General features: G+C 68.2%; 16 protein-coding genes. 6 read left to right on the forward strand and 10 right to left on the reverse strand.

Annotated features, from left to right (window positions below; genetic code table 11):
• The first annotated feature begins 36 nt into the window (after positions 1–36).
• Positions 37–1686 (forward strand): alkaline phosphatase D family protein, encoded by a 1650-nt coding sequence (locus tag FFS52_RS06880; protein WP_137809249.1) that lies wholly within the window; start codon positions 37–39, stop codon positions 1684–1686.
• 83 nt (positions 1687–1769) lie between these two features.
• Here the strand turns inward: FFS52_RS06880 and FFS52_RS06885 are convergent, their stop codons facing one another.
• Both FFS52_RS06885 and FFS52_RS06890 read right to left on the reverse strand, forming a co-directional pair.
• Positions 1770–2858 carry a 3-deoxy-7-phosphoheptulonate synthase gene (locus tag FFS52_RS06885; protein ID WP_058250736.1) on the reverse strand — a complete coding sequence of 363 codons (1089 nt, stop codon included), beginning with the start codon at positions 2856–2858 and terminating at the stop codon, positions 1770–1772.
• 249 nt (positions 2859–3107) lie between these two features.
• The gene (locus FFS52_RS06890; RefSeq protein ID WP_065629964.1) at positions 3108–3554 is read right to left on the reverse strand and encodes an Lrp/AsnC family transcriptional regulator; all 447 of its coding nucleotides are present in this window, start codon (positions 3552–3554) and stop codon (positions 3108–3110) included.
• Positions 3555–3651: 97 nt separating this feature from the next.
• Between FFS52_RS06890 and rocD the strand changes: the two genes are divergently transcribed.
• A complete protein-coding gene (gene rocD, locus FFS52_RS06895; RefSeq protein WP_137809250.1) occupies positions 3652–4908 on the forward strand; it encodes an ornithine--oxo-acid transaminase in 1257 nt (418 codons plus the stop codon).
• On the opposite strand, the gene FFS52_RS06900 is transcribed toward rocD, so the two are convergent.
• Genes FFS52_RS06900 through mca form a run of 3 tightly spaced genes read right to left on the reverse strand, consistent with a single transcriptional unit; the run spans position 4874 to position 6625 of the window.
• Positions 4874–5377, reverse strand: a complete 504-nt coding sequence (locus FFS52_RS06900; RefSeq protein WP_137809251.1) for a TspO/MBR family protein — start codon at positions 5375–5377, stop codon at positions 4874–4876. The genes rocD and FFS52_RS06900 overlap by 35 nt on opposite strands.
• 22 nt (positions 5378–5399) lie before the next feature.
• On the reverse strand, positions 5400–5729 hold the full coding sequence (locus FFS52_RS06905; RefSeq protein ID WP_137809252.1) for a hypothetical protein: 330 nt from the start codon (positions 5727–5729) through the stop codon (positions 5400–5402).
• Positions 5729–6625, reverse strand: a complete 897-nt coding sequence (mca, locus tag FFS52_RS06910; RefSeq protein ID WP_137809253.1) for a mycothiol conjugate amidase Mca — start codon at positions 6623–6625, stop codon at positions 5729–5731. The genes FFS52_RS06905 and mca overlap by 1 nt, the downstream gene beginning before the upstream one ends.
• Before the next feature lie 48 nt (positions 6626–6673).
• Between mca and FFS52_RS06915 the strand changes: the two genes are divergently transcribed.
• The 3 genes from FFS52_RS06915 to greA all read left to right on the forward strand — a co-directional run bounded on the left by FFS52_RS06915 (position 6674) and on the right by greA (position 8558).
• Entirely contained in the window at positions 6674–7171 is a 498-nt protein-coding gene (locus FFS52_RS06915) for a DUF4307 domain-containing protein (protein ID WP_137809254.1), read from the forward strand.
• On the forward strand, positions 7168–7938 hold the full coding sequence (locus FFS52_RS06920) for a queuosine precursor transporter (RefSeq protein WP_137809255.1): 771 nt from the start codon (positions 7168–7170) through the stop codon (positions 7936–7938). Before FFS52_RS06915 ends, FFS52_RS06920 begins: the two co-directional genes overlap by 4 nt.
• Before the next feature lie 128 nt (positions 7939–8066).
• The gene (gene greA / locus FFS52_RS06925; protein ID WP_004020945.1) at positions 8067–8558 is read left to right on the forward strand and encodes a transcription elongation factor GreA; all 492 of its coding nucleotides are present in this window, start codon (positions 8067–8069) and stop codon (positions 8556–8558) included.
• A 158-nt stretch (positions 8559–8716) separates the two neighbouring features.
• Here the strand turns inward: greA and FFS52_RS06930 are convergent, their stop codons facing one another.
• Both FFS52_RS06930 and FFS52_RS06935 read right to left on the reverse strand, forming a co-directional pair.
• On the reverse strand, positions 8717–9148 hold the full coding sequence (locus FFS52_RS06930) for an Ltp family lipoprotein (RefSeq protein WP_249356328.1): 432 nt from the start codon (positions 9146–9148) through the stop codon (positions 8717–8719).
• 119 nt (positions 9149–9267) lie between these two features.
• Positions 9268–10203, reverse strand: a complete 936-nt coding sequence (locus FFS52_RS06935; protein WP_137809257.1) for a type IV toxin-antitoxin system AbiEi family antitoxin domain-containing protein — start codon at positions 10201–10203, stop codon at positions 9268–9270.
• A gap of 207 nt (positions 10204–10410) precedes the next feature.
• Here FFS52_RS06935 and FFS52_RS06940 point away from each other — a divergent pair, with 207 nt between their 5' ends.
• Positions 10411–10929, forward strand: coding sequence for a hypothetical protein (locus FFS52_RS06940; protein ID WP_065629943.1), 519 nt, complete (start codon positions 10411–10413; stop codon positions 10927–10929).
• A gap of 15 nt (positions 10930–10944) precedes the next feature.
• Here FFS52_RS06940 and FFS52_RS06945 read toward each other — a convergent pair whose 3' ends face one another.
• The 3 genes from FFS52_RS06945 to ilvA all read right to left on the reverse strand — a co-directional run bounded on the left by FFS52_RS06945 (position 10945) and on the right by ilvA (position 13923).
• A complete protein-coding gene (locus tag FFS52_RS06945) occupies positions 10945–11199 on the reverse strand; it encodes a hypothetical protein (RefSeq protein ID WP_137809258.1) in 255 nt (84 codons plus the stop codon).
• 761 nt (positions 11200–11960) lie between these two features.
• A complete protein-coding gene (locus FFS52_RS06950) occupies positions 11961–12695 on the reverse strand; it encodes a BTAD domain-containing putative transcriptional regulator (protein WP_249356323.1) in 735 nt (244 codons plus the stop codon).
• A gap of 28 nt (positions 12696–12723) precedes the next feature.
• Complete coding sequence (gene ilvA, locus FFS52_RS06955) at positions 12724–13923, reverse strand: threonine ammonia-lyase (RefSeq protein WP_065629946.1); 1200 nt, start codon at positions 13921–13923, stop codon at positions 12724–12726.
• Positions 13924–13957: the final 34 nt, after the last annotated feature.

A 13957-nucleotide genomic window follows, 5' to 3' on the forward strand; every position in this document is an offset into this window, starting at 1 on the left:
GGAGCCCAGGTCAGGTGATCCTGGTCGGCTGAGGCCATGCGGGGAAACCCGGCCGACGCATCACCGGCCCTTCTCACACCGTCGACCATCCGTTGTCATCCCGACCTCACGCTCCGCGGCGGCACTTCCCGACGCCGCTTCCTCACCTGGTCGGCACTCGTCGCCGGGCTCGCGTTCACGCCCGGCCTCCTCGGCGGCACCTCGCCGGCCCTACCCACACCGGCTCACCCCGCCGGCGTCTTCGGACTCGGGGTGGCGTCCGGTGACCCCCTCCCCGACGGCGTTGTGCTGTGGACGCGGTTGTCGCGCAACCCGTTCGCGCCCGGTGGCGGCATGGGACCACGCCCGGTGCGGGTCGACTGGGAGATCGCCGCCGACGAATCCATGACCCGCATCGTGCGTCGGGGTACGGTCCACGCCACCGCGGAATGGGGACACAGCGTGCACGTCGATATCCGCGGTCTCGCGCCCGCCGCCGACTACTTCTATCGGTTCCGGGCACTCGGCGAGGTCTCGACGATCGGCCGGACCCGAACGGCACCAGCACCTTTCGCACGCGTCGAGAAGATGACGGTCGCCGTCGCGTCCTGCCAGAACTGGTCCGACGGCTACTACCATGCGTACGCCGACCTGGCGGCGCATGCGCCCGACGTGGTGCTCCACCTCGGTGACTACATCTACGAGAAGCCGATCCCGGTTCATGGTGGCGCGAGACCCGATGCGGTGCTTCCTCTCTCGGCAACACGGGAAGCAGTCGACCTCGACGACTACCGCGAGCGCTACGCGCTGTACAAGTCCGACCCCGACCTCCAACTCGCCCACGCGATGACACCGTTCGTGATCACCTTCGACGACCACGAGGTCGACAACAACTGGGCCGCAGCGATTCCCGAGGACCACACCCCACTCACCGCATTCGCGCTGCGTCGCGCCCGCGCGCTGCGCGCCTGGTGGGAGAACACGCCGGTGCGGGTGGCGGCCCGACCGAACGGAACCGTCATCCGCGCGCATCGGCGGCTCGGTTTCGGCGATCTCGTCGACCTCACCCTCCTCGACACCCGCAGTCACCGCAGCGATCAGGCCAACGGGGACAACGACACCGGGCAGAACGCGCGCACCGCGGACGCCGCCCGGACCATCCTCGGTGCCGAACAGGAGCGATGGGTGCTCGACGACTTCGCCTCGTCCCGGCACCGGTGGAACGTCCTCGCCCAGCAGGTACCGATGGCCGACCTCGCCCGAACCGTCGGCTCGACCCGGGCGGTCAGCATGGACGGGTGGAGCGGTTACGAGGCCTCGCGCTCCCGCATCCTCGGCGGCGCCGCCGACCGGGGCGTGCGCAACCTGGTGTCGCTCGCCGGCGACATCCATCGCAGCGTGGTCGCCGACCTCCGGACCTCCTACACCGATGAATCGCCCACGCGCGGCGTCGAATTGGCCGCGACGTCGATCACCTCCGGCGGGGACGGGGAGGACAGCGACGACGGCGACCGCCGCCTCAAGGAAGCGTCACCCCACGTCCGGTTCGGCAACTCGCAACGCGGCTACCTGCTCAACCGGATCCACTCCGATCGGTGGGAGGCCGAGTTCCGCGTGGCGCCGTCGGTACGGTCGCCCCGCGGAACACTGCGTCGTCGAGCACTGATCACGATCCCGGACTCGACGTCTGAGGTCGACGTCGTCTGACGCCGCTCCCTGATCGGAAGGAACGCCCTGCCCCCTGCTCCCTGAGGAGCGCCCGGAGCTTGCGGAGGGCGCGTCACGAAGGGTCAGCCCCGCGCGAGCGCCGCCAGGACCTGGGCGCTGGCCTCCCAGCCCATGCACTTGTCGGTGACGGACTTGCCGTACACCAGCGGGGTGGCCTCGGTCGATTGCGCGCCGGGCTCGAGGAAGCTCTCCAGCATCACGCCGCTGACGTTCGAGGGCTCACCGGCCTCGCGCGCCGCCCGGAGTCGCGTCGCGATCTCGGTGGCGACCTCCGCCTGACGGACATGATCCTTGCCCGAATTGGCATGCGAGCAGTCGATCATGACCCGGGCGGGCAGGCCGGCCGCGGCGAGCGCCTCGGCGGCCGCCGACACCGACTCCGCGTCGAAGTTCGGGCCGCGCGTGCCGCCGCGCAGGATGATGTGGCAGTCCTCGTTGCCTGCGGTCTCCACCACGGCGCCGTTGCCGAAGTCGTCGACTCCGAAGAAGACGTGTTCGGCCGCAGCGGCTTTCACGCCGTCGATGGCGACCTGGACGTTGCCGTCGGTGCCGTTCTTGAAGCCGATCGGCATCGACAGGCCCGACGCCAGCTGCCGGTGGACCTGGGACTCGGTGGTGCGGGCGCCGATGGCCCCCCACGCGACCGCGTCGGCGATGTACTGCGGGCTGGTCGGTTCGAGGAACTCACATCCGACGGGCAGACCGAGGTCGATGATGTCGAGCAGCAACGACCGGGCGGTGCGCAGGCCACGCTCGACATCGAAGGTGTTGTCCATCCCGGGGTCGTTGATCAGGCCCTTCCACCCGACGGTGGTGCGCGGCTTCTCGAAGTATACGCGCATGACGATCTTGAGTCGCTCGGAGTAGGCATCGGCCAGCGGCGCGAGGCGCCGGGCGTAGTCGATGGCGGCGATCGGATCGTGGACCGAACAGGGCCCGACGATGACGAGCAGCCGGTCATCGCGGCCGGCGAGGATGTCGGCGATCTCGTCCCGGTCGCGCTGGACGGCGACTGCTCGTCGTGCCGAGAGGGGCAGTTCGCTGCGCACGGTGTCGGGCGACGGGATCGGACGGAACGCCCGGATGCGGCGGTCGGAGGTCGATTCGGCGTTGTCGTCGGATCGGATCGGGAGGTCCGGCAAGGTGGTCACGTTGTGTGCCTTTCGAGGTCATGCCCGTGTCGTTGTGGTGACGAGGCATGCCCTGGGTGTGGTCGGAGCCCCGCTCAAATGACAAGAGCAGCGACCGTGGGGTCGCTGCTCGGGCTCCGGGTGTGTCGTGCGCGCGTCAGGTCAACGCATCATCGTGGCCCCACCCGGAGCCTCGATAAAGCGCCAATACGCGCGCACGGTGCTGATCACGGCGACCACACTAGCACAACGGTTTCGACACCCCGATTTTCACGGGTGCCCCCGGTCGATCAGCTCGCTGAGCACGAGGATCGACTCTGATCGATCCACCGGGCCCGCCCGCCGGATGCGTTCGAGCGCCTGCTCGAGGTGCCGTACGTCGCGGGCCATCACGCGCAGGACGGCGTCGGCCTGACCGGTGACCGTCGCCGCGCCCACGACCTCCGGTATGGGCTCCCACGCCGCCTTCAACTCGTCGGGCGAGATGTTGCCCCGGCAGTAGACCAACACGTATGCCTCGGTGGTCCACTGCATCGCGTGCGGGTCGACGACCGCGGTGAAACCCCGGATGACGCCGTCGGCGACCAGGCGGTCGACGCGTCGTTTCACCGCGGGGGCCGACAACCCCACCTGCTGCCCGATCTGCTGGTAGGTCGCCCGGGCGTCCCGGGTGAGGTGCGCGAGCACGCTCTCGTCGAGGTCGTCCAGTGTCCGCAACAGACCGCTCCCCTTCGCTTCCATACCGGCGATCCGTTGCGTTCAGACGCAATCGACGTCGATTGTTTGCACCAGATCTCGACGATACCCTCGATTCATGACGATGACGAGCCCCGGCACCGGCACCCACGCCAGCGCGGGCGCACCTCTCGACGTCGTCGAACCTCATGTGGCGCACAACTATTCGCCGATCCCGGTGACCGCGGCCACCGCCGAGGGGGCCTGGATCACCGACATCGACGGCCGTCGACACCTCGACTGTCTCGGGGCCTATTCCGCGGTCAATTTCGGCCACCGCCATCCACGCATCGTCGCCGCCGCACTCGATCAGCTGGCGCGGGTCACCCTCACCAGCCGCGCATTTCGGTCCGATCGACTCGAACCGTTCTGCGCCGCACTGGCTTCCCTGTGCGGCAAGGACATGGTCCTGCCTATGAACACAGGTGCGGAGGCAGTCGAATCCGGGATCAAGGTCGCCCGCAAGTGGGGTTACGACGTCAAAGGCGTACCCGACGGCCGCGCCACGATCGTGGTGGCCTCCGGGAACTTCCACGGCCGCACGACGACGATCGTCTCGTTCAGCGACGACCCCGAGGCGCGCGCCGGATTCGGCCCCTACACACCGGGATTCGTTCGCGTCCCGTTCGGCGACCTGGCTGCCCTCGATGCCGCGATCGACGAGAACACGGTGGCCGTCCTGCTCGAACCCGTCCAAGGCGAAGCCGGCGTCGTCGTGCCTCCCGACGATTATCTGCCCGGCACGCGGGCCCTCTGCTCCGAACGCGGCGTGCTGTTCATCGCCGACGAGATCCAGTCCGGTCTGGGCCGCACCGGTAGGACCTTCGCAGTAGAGCACTGGGGCGTCGAACCCGACGTCTACCTGCTGGGGAAGGCACTCGGCGGCGGGCTCCTACCGGTGTCGGCGGTGGTTGCCGACCACGACGTCCTCGGCGTCCTGCATCCCGGTCAGCACGGATCGACCTTCGGCGGTAACCCGCTCGCCGCGGCCGTCGGTCACACCGTCGTCGACATGCTCGCCGACGGGACATGGCAACGACGGGCGGCGGAACTGGGCGATCATCTGCACGCCCGACTGCGCGACTTCGTCGGGAACGGGGTGGTGGCAGTGCGCGGCCTCGGCCTGTGGGCAGGGATCGATCTCGACCCCGCGCTCGGCACCGGGAAGGACTTCTGTCTGCGGCTGTCCGAACGCAATGTCCTCGCCAAGGACACCCACGGCTCGACGCTGCGACTCGCACCGCCGCTCGTGGTCACGGAATCCGAGATCGACTGGGCGATGGATCGATTCGCCGCGGCGCTCAGGCATGCGCCGGTGACCGCCGACCACGATTGAGCCACCAGGTGCTCGTCGAGAGCACGGTGGCGAACGCGCACCACGCCGGGTAGGCGGCGAGCGCGGCACCTGCCGTCCGGTTCGTCCGTGCGGTGCGCCGGGCGAGGTCGGCACTGCTCACGGTGAGCGCCGCCGCCGCGACCGACGCGGCTCCGAGGGCGCCCCGGCCGAAGTAGATCCAGCTCCACCCGCCGTTGAGCACGAGGTTGGCGCCGAGCGCCGCGAGATACCGCTGCCGCTGTTCGTGGTCCCCGTCGTCGGCCAGGTCGTCGAGGGTGACCGCCGAGGTCACCGCGAGGTCGGCGTAGAGCGAGGTCCAGGCGAGCGGGAACGCCCAGTTCGGCGGCACGAAGGACGGTTTCGCCAGCTTCGGATACCAGGTCTCGACCGCCGGCTTGGTGACCACACTGCCGATGGCCGCCGCGGCGGCGGTCGCGAGTGACGTCCCGATCAGAGTGGAGATGCGCATGACTCCACTTCTACGCCTCGACTCAGGTGTCGGCGGGCCGCCGGTCGTCGGTGCCCGCGGCACTGGTGGCACCCGGGGTCCCGGGCGGGTTCGGTGCGACCGCGTCCGAAGCGGCCGGGCCCGGCGAATCGGTTCCCTCGTCGAAGGCCTGGTCGGCCTCGGGGTGTTCGGCGTCGAAGGACGCGGGCAGCTTCTTCAGCTGCCGGTTCATCGACCAGATGAGGAACGCGGTCCCGACGAGCAGCAACAGGATCACGAGAAGGCCCAGCGGCGATGCCTTGCCGAACTCCGGTCCCTGGGGTTCCTGCGCCAGGACCATCAGGGTGTCGTTCACGACGGTGTTGGTGCCCATCACGCCTCGATCCCGGCGAAGAGATCGGTCTCCGGCAACGCGGTCTTGACCCGGGTCCGGGCGAGCTCGAACTCCTCCGTCGGCCACAGGCGTTGTTGCCACTCCAGCGGCACCGCGAAGAACACCCCGTTCGGGTCGATCTGCGTGGCGTGGGCGCGCAGCGCGTCGTCACGCTGCGGGAAGTACTTGGAGCACTCGACCTGGGTCGTCACACGGCCCATCAGATCGCCACGGCTCGGGTCCCACTTGCTGAGCCACTCGGCGAACGGACTCTCCTGGCCGTGCCGCGCGAACTCGTCGGAGAACAGGACCATCCGGTCCCGGATGAACCCGTGGGTGTAGTAGAGCTTCGACACCGTCCACGGTTCGCCTGCGTCCGGGAACGCGTCCGGATCGCCGGACTGCTCGTACGCCGCGACCGACACCTCATGGCAGCGGATGTGATCGGGATGCGGATATCCGCCGTGCTCGTCGTAGGTGACGATCACGTGCGGGCGGAACTCGCGGACCACGCGCACCAAGGCCTCGGTGGCCTCGTCGAGCGGCACCGTGGCGAAGGACCCCTCCGGAACAGGCGGGAGCGGGTCGCCCTCGGGGAGGCCCGAGTCGACGAAGCCGAGCCATGTCTGTCGGACGCCGAGCGCCTCGGCGGCCTTGGCCATCTCCTCGCGACGGACCTCGGTCATCCGTTCTTTGATGCCCGGGCGGTCCATCGCCGGGTTCAGGATGTCGCCACGCTCACCGCCGGTGAGTGTGACGACGAGCACTTCGTTGCCCTCGGCCGCATACTTCGCGGTCGTGGCGGCACCCTTGCTCGACTCGTCGTCTGGGTGCGCGTGCACCGCCATCAGCCGGAACACACCCGACTTGGGGTCGCCGACGTGGGATTCGGTCACAGTTCCTCACCTTCGGATCGCTACTCCTCCCATGGTAGGTATTGACGCGTGAACAGTTCGGACGGGGGCGCCGCAGACGCCGGTGACGCGCCGCGCGCGACACCCGACACCTCGCGACCGCACAGCGGTCCGCGCGCCACCTATCCGGAGCGTTCGGAGACCGCCTCGGGGCGTCGTCGCTGGTTCATCGCCCTGTCGATCCTGGTCGTCGCAGCCGGGGTGGCGCTCGCGGTGATCGGCTACAACCGGTTCTCCACGGCCGATGTCACCGGCGAGGCCACCGGATACGAGATCCTCGACGACTCGACGGTTGCGGTGCAGTTCACCGTCGAACGGTCCGACCCGAGCCGTCCGGCGGCCTGCGTCGTGCGCGGACGTTCCCGAGACGGCAGCGAGACCGGCCGGCGCGAGATCCTCGTCCCCGCCGACTCCGCAGATCGCATCGGCGTCCGCACCGAGATCACGACGTCGAAACCGCCGGTCATCGGCGAGGTCTTCGGGTGCACCCTGGACGTCCCGGCCTACCTGAAGCCCTCGGCCTCGTGACCGCGTCCACCGGCAGCGAGCTGCCGTCGCCGCGCGCCGCCTTCGCCTCCATCGGCAGCCGCTACTTCTCCCTTCTGGTCGCCGTCTTCGTCGGCGTCATGCTCATCAGCAACGTCACCGGCACCAAGGGCGTCGTGCTGTTCGACGAATGGCTGCAGGTCGATCTCGGGCCGATCCAGATGGACGGCCTGGTGACCGACGGCGCCTTCTTCCTGTTCCCGCTCGCGTACGTGCTGGGCGACGTGATCAGCGAGGTCTACGGGTTCCGTGCCATGCGCCGGACGATCCTCGCCGGGTTCGCGGTCCTGATTCTCGCGTCGTTGTGTTTCTGGTTGACCATTCACCTGCCGGCCGCCGAATTCTACGAAGGCCAGGCGGCTTTCGAGACGGTTGCCGGGGTCGTCCCACAATTCCTGCTCGCCGGATTGGCCGGTTATGTGGTGGGCGAATTCCTCAATTCCTTCGTCCTGGTGAAAATGAAGGAACGCGCCGGGGAAAATCGTCTCTGGGCGCGCCTGCTGGGTTCGACGATTGTCGGCCAGTTGGCCGACACCATCGTCTTCTGTTCGATCGCCGCCACCGCCCTGGGTATCTCGACCTGGGGAGATTTCATCAATTACACGATCGTCGGGTTCGTCTGGAAGACACTCGTCGAGGTCATCCTCATGCCTTTGACGTATTTCGTTGTGGGATGGCTGAAACGGATGGAACCGACGTATCAGGACGCTCTCGGCGCGCTGTCGCGCGGTAGTACCGATGTGCCATAGGTCTCACCACCTGGTACCCTGAACGGATACACGGCTCCGCGAGGGGTCGTGTTGCTGCATTTTCAGCAGTCCATATGCCCCTGGTGTAAACGGTCGCCCGGGGCGCGGACAACACAAAGGAGTGACCGATGACCGACACCCAGGTGACCTGGCTGACCCAAGAGTCGCATGACCGCCTCAAGAGCGAGCTCGATTCGTTGATCGCCAACCGTCCGGTCATCGCCGCCGAGATCAACGAGCGTCGCGAAGAAGGCGACCTCAAGGAGAACGGTGGCTACCACGCCGCTCGCGAGGAGCAGGGCCAGCAGGAAGCGCGTATCCGCCAGCTGCAGGAACTGCTGAACAACGCGAAGGTCGGCGAGGCGCCGACCCAGTCCGGCGTCGCACTGCCCGGTTCCGTCGTGACCGTCTACTACGACGGTGACGAGAAGGACACCGAGACGTTCCTCATCGCCACCCGCGAGGAGAGCGGCCAGGGCGGCCTGGAGACCTACTCCCCGAGCTCCCCGCTCGGTGCCGCCCTCATCGACGCCAAGGTCGGCGAGACGCGCGAGTACTCCGTGCCCAGCGGCGCCACCATCAAGGTGACCCTGGTCAGCGCGGAGCCCTACCACGGCTGATCGGACGACGAACACAACCCGGGACGGCATGACCGTCCCGGGTTTCGTGTTTTCAGGGTGCCCGTGAGCTGCCGCCGGTCGCGCGACCGGCGAACCTCGACTCGACTCCTGGACTTCGATCGAAGTCCAGGAGTCGAGTTGGGGTTCATCGGTCGTGCCTACGCGTGGTCGACCCCATACGTCGCCTGCGCGGACGTGAAGCCCTCATACTCGAGCTGTTCGATCAAGCCCTGCCGCGAGAACGCCGTCATCGAACGATAGTCGCGGGCCTTCTGCGCCGCCTGTTCGTTCCAGTCGACGGCGCCCTGAGCCTCGACCTCGGTCACGGCGTACGTCGCGTCGGCCGTCGAGAACCCTTCGTACTCCAGCTGATCGATCAGACCCGCTCTCGAGAACGCCATGATCGAGAGGTACTCCTTCGCCTTCGCCACTGCGCTCGTCTGCTCCCAGGTCGCGAGTGACTCTGCACCGGGAGTCCCGGTCGTCGGTGACTGCTCGAACACCTGGCTCGAACCGGTAGCGGTCACAGCGACGCCATTTTGAGTGCCGATCGTACTGACTCCCAACGCAATTCCGCACACCGCGACCACGCCGGCAATCAGACGGGGCCACACACGGCGTGCCAACGACGGTCGTGCTCCGACCGGCGAACCTCGACTCGACTCCTGGACTTCGATCGAAGTCCAGGAGTCGAGTTGGGGTTCATCGGTCAAGCCGCGGTCAGTTTGTCCAACCACGGCCGGAGCAGATTGGCGAGCCCGCCGCGCTCGAGCGTTCCCCACGTCCATCGGATCACCATGATCCCCTGTGCGCGCAGCGCATCCTCCCGACGCTTCTCCCGGATGAGTGCATCGCGCGGGCTCTCACCCTGGCGCAACAGTCGGCCGTACTTCTGTAGTCCGTCGAACTCACCGACAAGTGTTCCGTCCCAGTCGAAGTCGGTCCGCGCGTCTCCGGCGTCCGTCTGGAACGTGTGCTGCAGTCGCGGAGTCGGCAACCCGGCCTCGATCATCTGCGCCCGGCTCCACGACTCCCCGACACTCTCCGACGCACCGTCCGCATGCGCAAGGGCACGACGCGCGGTCCCCGCACCGCGCCAACGGTTCCGCGACGCGAGGATACGGGTCATCGTGGCGATGTCGGCGCCGGACGCCAGCGCGCGATCGAACACGGCCAGCGCTTGGGCGAAGTCACCGGACATCGCAACATCTACGGCGGTTCGCTCACGAGACGTGACCCTGATTCCGCCGATGTCGACCACCTCGTCGGGCGCCACCGGCCCGCCATGGACGATCCGTAACCCGTGCCCGAACCCGCCCACCTTCGACTTCTTCGTCAGATGCACGACCTCGCGTTCCGGGTGCAGCAGCGGCAGCTCGTGAACGGCTGCCGCCGAGTCGTGACTCAGGATCGACGCGTCACAGTCTCGAACAGACGTCGCGACCGCGATCGATCTCAGTCGGTACAGACGGTCACCCGGGTCCTCGGCGGACGCCTCGTCGGCCGCCAGTGCGCAGACCCCCGGGGCAAGACGAATCAGTTCGCCGCGCCGTACGGCGGCTGTCACAGCGTCGTCGTTGATGCCGAGTCGCAGCGTTGCCGTGCGGCGAATTAGCCCGTGTCTGTCGGTGGGAAAAGAGGTCATGACTTTAGGACGCACCAGGGCCGATATCGGATCCGCTTGCGAGGGTCGCTTACCCCACGACCGGCGAACCTCGACTCGACTCCTGGACTTCGATCGAAGTCCAGGAGTCGAGTTGAAGTGCACCGGTGGACCTCGACAGGAGGCCGACCCTGTTTCGACCACGCTCGCCCGGGGCTCGACCCGGAACACCGTGCTTCAATGTGACACATGGCACGTTCTCATGAGCTGGAGTCCTTCGATCTTGACTTCTTCGACGATGCGCCGGTGCGGCACGTCATCGACGTGCGTCTGCCGGTCGCGCCGGAACGCGCGTGGGCCGAGTTCACCCGTCAGCACACGCTGGACTGGTGCCGCGCGATCAAGAAGATCGAGTTCGTCTCACCGGAACCGTACGGGGTGGGAACACAACGCCGCGCGGTCCTCGGTCCCGGCTATGTGACCCTCGAAGAGGACTTCTTCGACTGGACGGAAGATCCGGCGAATGGCCACTACCGCAACGGTTTCCGGGTCCTGAGGGCGAACGTTCCCGGCATCCGCCGCTTCGGCGAGGCGACCGAGATCCTGCCCGCCGATGTGGGCTGCCGACTCAAGTGGACCTTCGCGCTCGAGTTGCCCACCTCGTCGCGGGTGGTCACCGCGTTCTCCGGTCCCGCGTCGTCGACGGTCTACAAGACCATCGAGGCCGACACCCTCAAGCATTTCGCGAACCTCGAACCTGCGAAGTGAGCCGCCGGCCGGTTGTCAGGCCACCACCGCGACCGCCGCCGACGTTCGACCCGTCGTCGGCACAGGCGAGGCAGTCAGCGTGCCCCGGCCCAGGTCATCGGCGAGACGCATCAGCACGCGAACCGATGGAGACGCTTGTGTGCTCCCCGTCCACGCAGGCTCGATCGCCACGGTGAACACGTCCACGTCGACGACCGCCGGGCGTCGCCCGTCGATCTCTGCGGAGCGGCAGAGCTTCCGGTCGCGGGTCAGCACGTGCAGCCTGATCATGTCCACGACGGGCGGCGAATTCTCCCCACCGAGTGTTGTTCGCCACCAGCACAAGCCGTCGATCCCGACGTCGCGATTGTCGAGACCCGGACATCTCTTCGATGGTCGATGGCGTCCGGCGGACCTCTCGAACAAGGCGAGACCAGGCGCTACCCAATGTTGGTAGGACGCGGGTGTCCACACCGCCACCCCCGGCGGTGGCTTCCTCGTTCCGCACGCCTGTGATCAGCTCGACTGCCGGGGCAGTGACCCAGTGCACCGGCGCGTCGGCGAGATTCAACACCGTCACCGCGAGCGACGAAGACCACCAGTTGATGAGGCTGAGGAGTCCGTCCGCCTTCTCGAGGACGGCCTCCCGGTCGGCGTACTCGTCCGGATCGAGATGCAGCGAGCCCTCGTCCGCATCATTGAGATCTTCGGCCAGCAGACTCGCTTCGGCCTCGAGTTCGTCCAGCCGCCGGTAGGCCTTCCGTCGTTGCTCGTGAACGTCATCCATGAGCTCGTGACGGACGCGGTGAGCAATCCGTGGTGTCCAGGCCGCCTCTGCGGAGTGTGTGCGTCGTCCCATGGCAGGCAACGTAATCCGCCCTGCCCTCGCAGCCGCACCGAGAATCCACAGCACAGACGCTCATCCACAGAACTCCTCGTGTCAGCCGCGTCGAATACACGTCGGTCGCCCGTGGACGTTCCTCGGGAGCGTTCTGCGGAACACTCCGCCTCAACGACAGCACCACGTAAGCCGACGCAAGCCCGACGACAGGCTACGGCGCCACAGTTGTCGGCATGACAACGACAACCACTCCCCGGCCACCCGGGTCCGTCCCCAGCTCGGTCGACAGTCGCCGTCGGAGCCGGTCGAACACCACGAGCGCGTCGGCGGCGCGGCCTTCTCCGGCGAGCGCCCGCATCAGGGCGGTGTGTGCCGGCTCGTCGAACGGGTCTCGCGCGCAGCGCTGTTCGGCGATGGATCGCGCGGTCGCGACGTCACCCTCGGCGAGCGCGGCCGTCAGTTGCGCACCGTCGAGCGCGTCCTGGGTGCGTCGAATGCGTGCGGACAGTGTCGCCGTCACCGGGGACCCGTCCCCGAGATCGTCTCCGGGCACGCCGCGCCACCACTGCCGGGCCCGGTCGTGGGCATCCCGGCCGCCTTCGGCGAGCAGCGTGTCGACCACGTCGAGGTCGGTGCGGCTGTTGCGCAGTCGATAACCGTTCTCGGTGCCCTCCAGAACCCCCTCGGGCAGGAGCTTGCGCAGCCGGGACACCTGGGTGTGCAGCGCACTGTGGGGCGAACGCGGCGGATCGTCGGCCCAGACGTGGTCGATGAGGCGGTCCGCCGAGATCACGCGCCCGTCGGCGAGGGCGAGCGACACGAGCAGGCGTCGGGCCCGCAGCCCCGGCACCGCGACGAGCCGATCGGGGCTCTCGGCGCCCACCGGGCACGCGCCGACCGCGATCGGGCCCAGCACACCGATCAGGGCGGGTCCGTCGGCAGCCACCCAGACAGGTTAGCGCCGACGTTCGCCCTCAGTCCCGCAGGAACCCCGCGTCGGCGAGGGCCCGCCGGACGTCGTGCTGGTGGTCGTGTCCGCGGGTCTCGACGCTGACGGTCACCTGCACCTCGCCGAGATACAAGTCGTCGGCGACGCGGGAATGGACGACGTCGAGCACACTCGCGCCGAGGTCGCGGAGCAGTTCCAGCAGCGCGACCAGTCCACCGGGCCGGTCGGAGACGGTCGCGGTCACGGTGAGGAATCGTCCGGCGGCGGTCAGGCCGTGGGTCGTCACATGGCGCAGCAGCAGCGGGTCGATGTTGCCGCCGGACAACACGACGCACACGGTCCCGGACAGCGCGAGCCGACCGCTCACCGCCGCCGCCACCGCCGCGGCCCCGGCAGGCTCGACCACCAGCTTCGCTCGCTCCAGCATGAGCAGCAGCGCGGTGCTCAACTCTTCCTCGCTGACCGTGACGATCCGGTCGACGAACTCGGAGACGTGCGCGAACGGGACCTTCCCGGGTGTCGCGACGGCGATGCCGTCGGCCATGGTGTTCATCGCCGCGACCGGCGTCGGTCGCTCCTCGGCGAGCGACGTCGGCCAGGCCGCGGCCTGCGCCGCCTGCACGCCGATCACCTCGACCTCCGGTCGTCGCAGACGCGCCGCCGCGGCGACGCCGGCGAGCAGCCCACCGCCGCCGAGTGGCACGAGAATCGTTGACACGTCCGGGATCTGCTCCAGGATCTCGACGCCGACCGTCGACTGTCCGGCAACGATGTCGAGATGATCGAACGGGTGGATCAGAGCCGCGCCCGTCGTATCGGCGTGACGCTGGGCCTCGACGAGCGCCTCGTCGACGGTCGATCCGGCGAGCACCACCTCTGCGCCATAGGCTTTCGTCGCGGCGATCTTCGGCAGTGCGGCTCCGACCGGCATGTAGACCCGTGAGGCGATCCCCAGTTCCGATGCCGCCCAGGCGACTCCTTGCGCATGATTGCCCGCACTGGCCGCGACGACCCCACGGGCACGTTCCCCCGCTGACAACCGCGAGATACGCAGGTACGCGCCGCGTGGCTTGAAAGATCCGGTGCGTTGCAGGTTCTCGCACTTGAGCCACACCTGCGCACCGCTCCGCTCGGACACCACCCGCGACGCGATCGTCGGGGTCCGCCGGATCACGGACGCAAGCTCGTCGGTCGCGCGGTCGACGTCGTCGGCAGTCAGCAGCATGCGACCAGTATCGGCCATCTCCGCCCTGCAGGAG

Origin of the sequence: Gordonia sp. ALPHA1B1, from assembly GCF_005502615.1 — a bacterium.
Classification (GTDB): Bacteria; Actinomycetota; Actinomycetes; order Mycobacteriales; family Mycobacteriaceae; genus Gordonia; species Gordonia hongkongensis.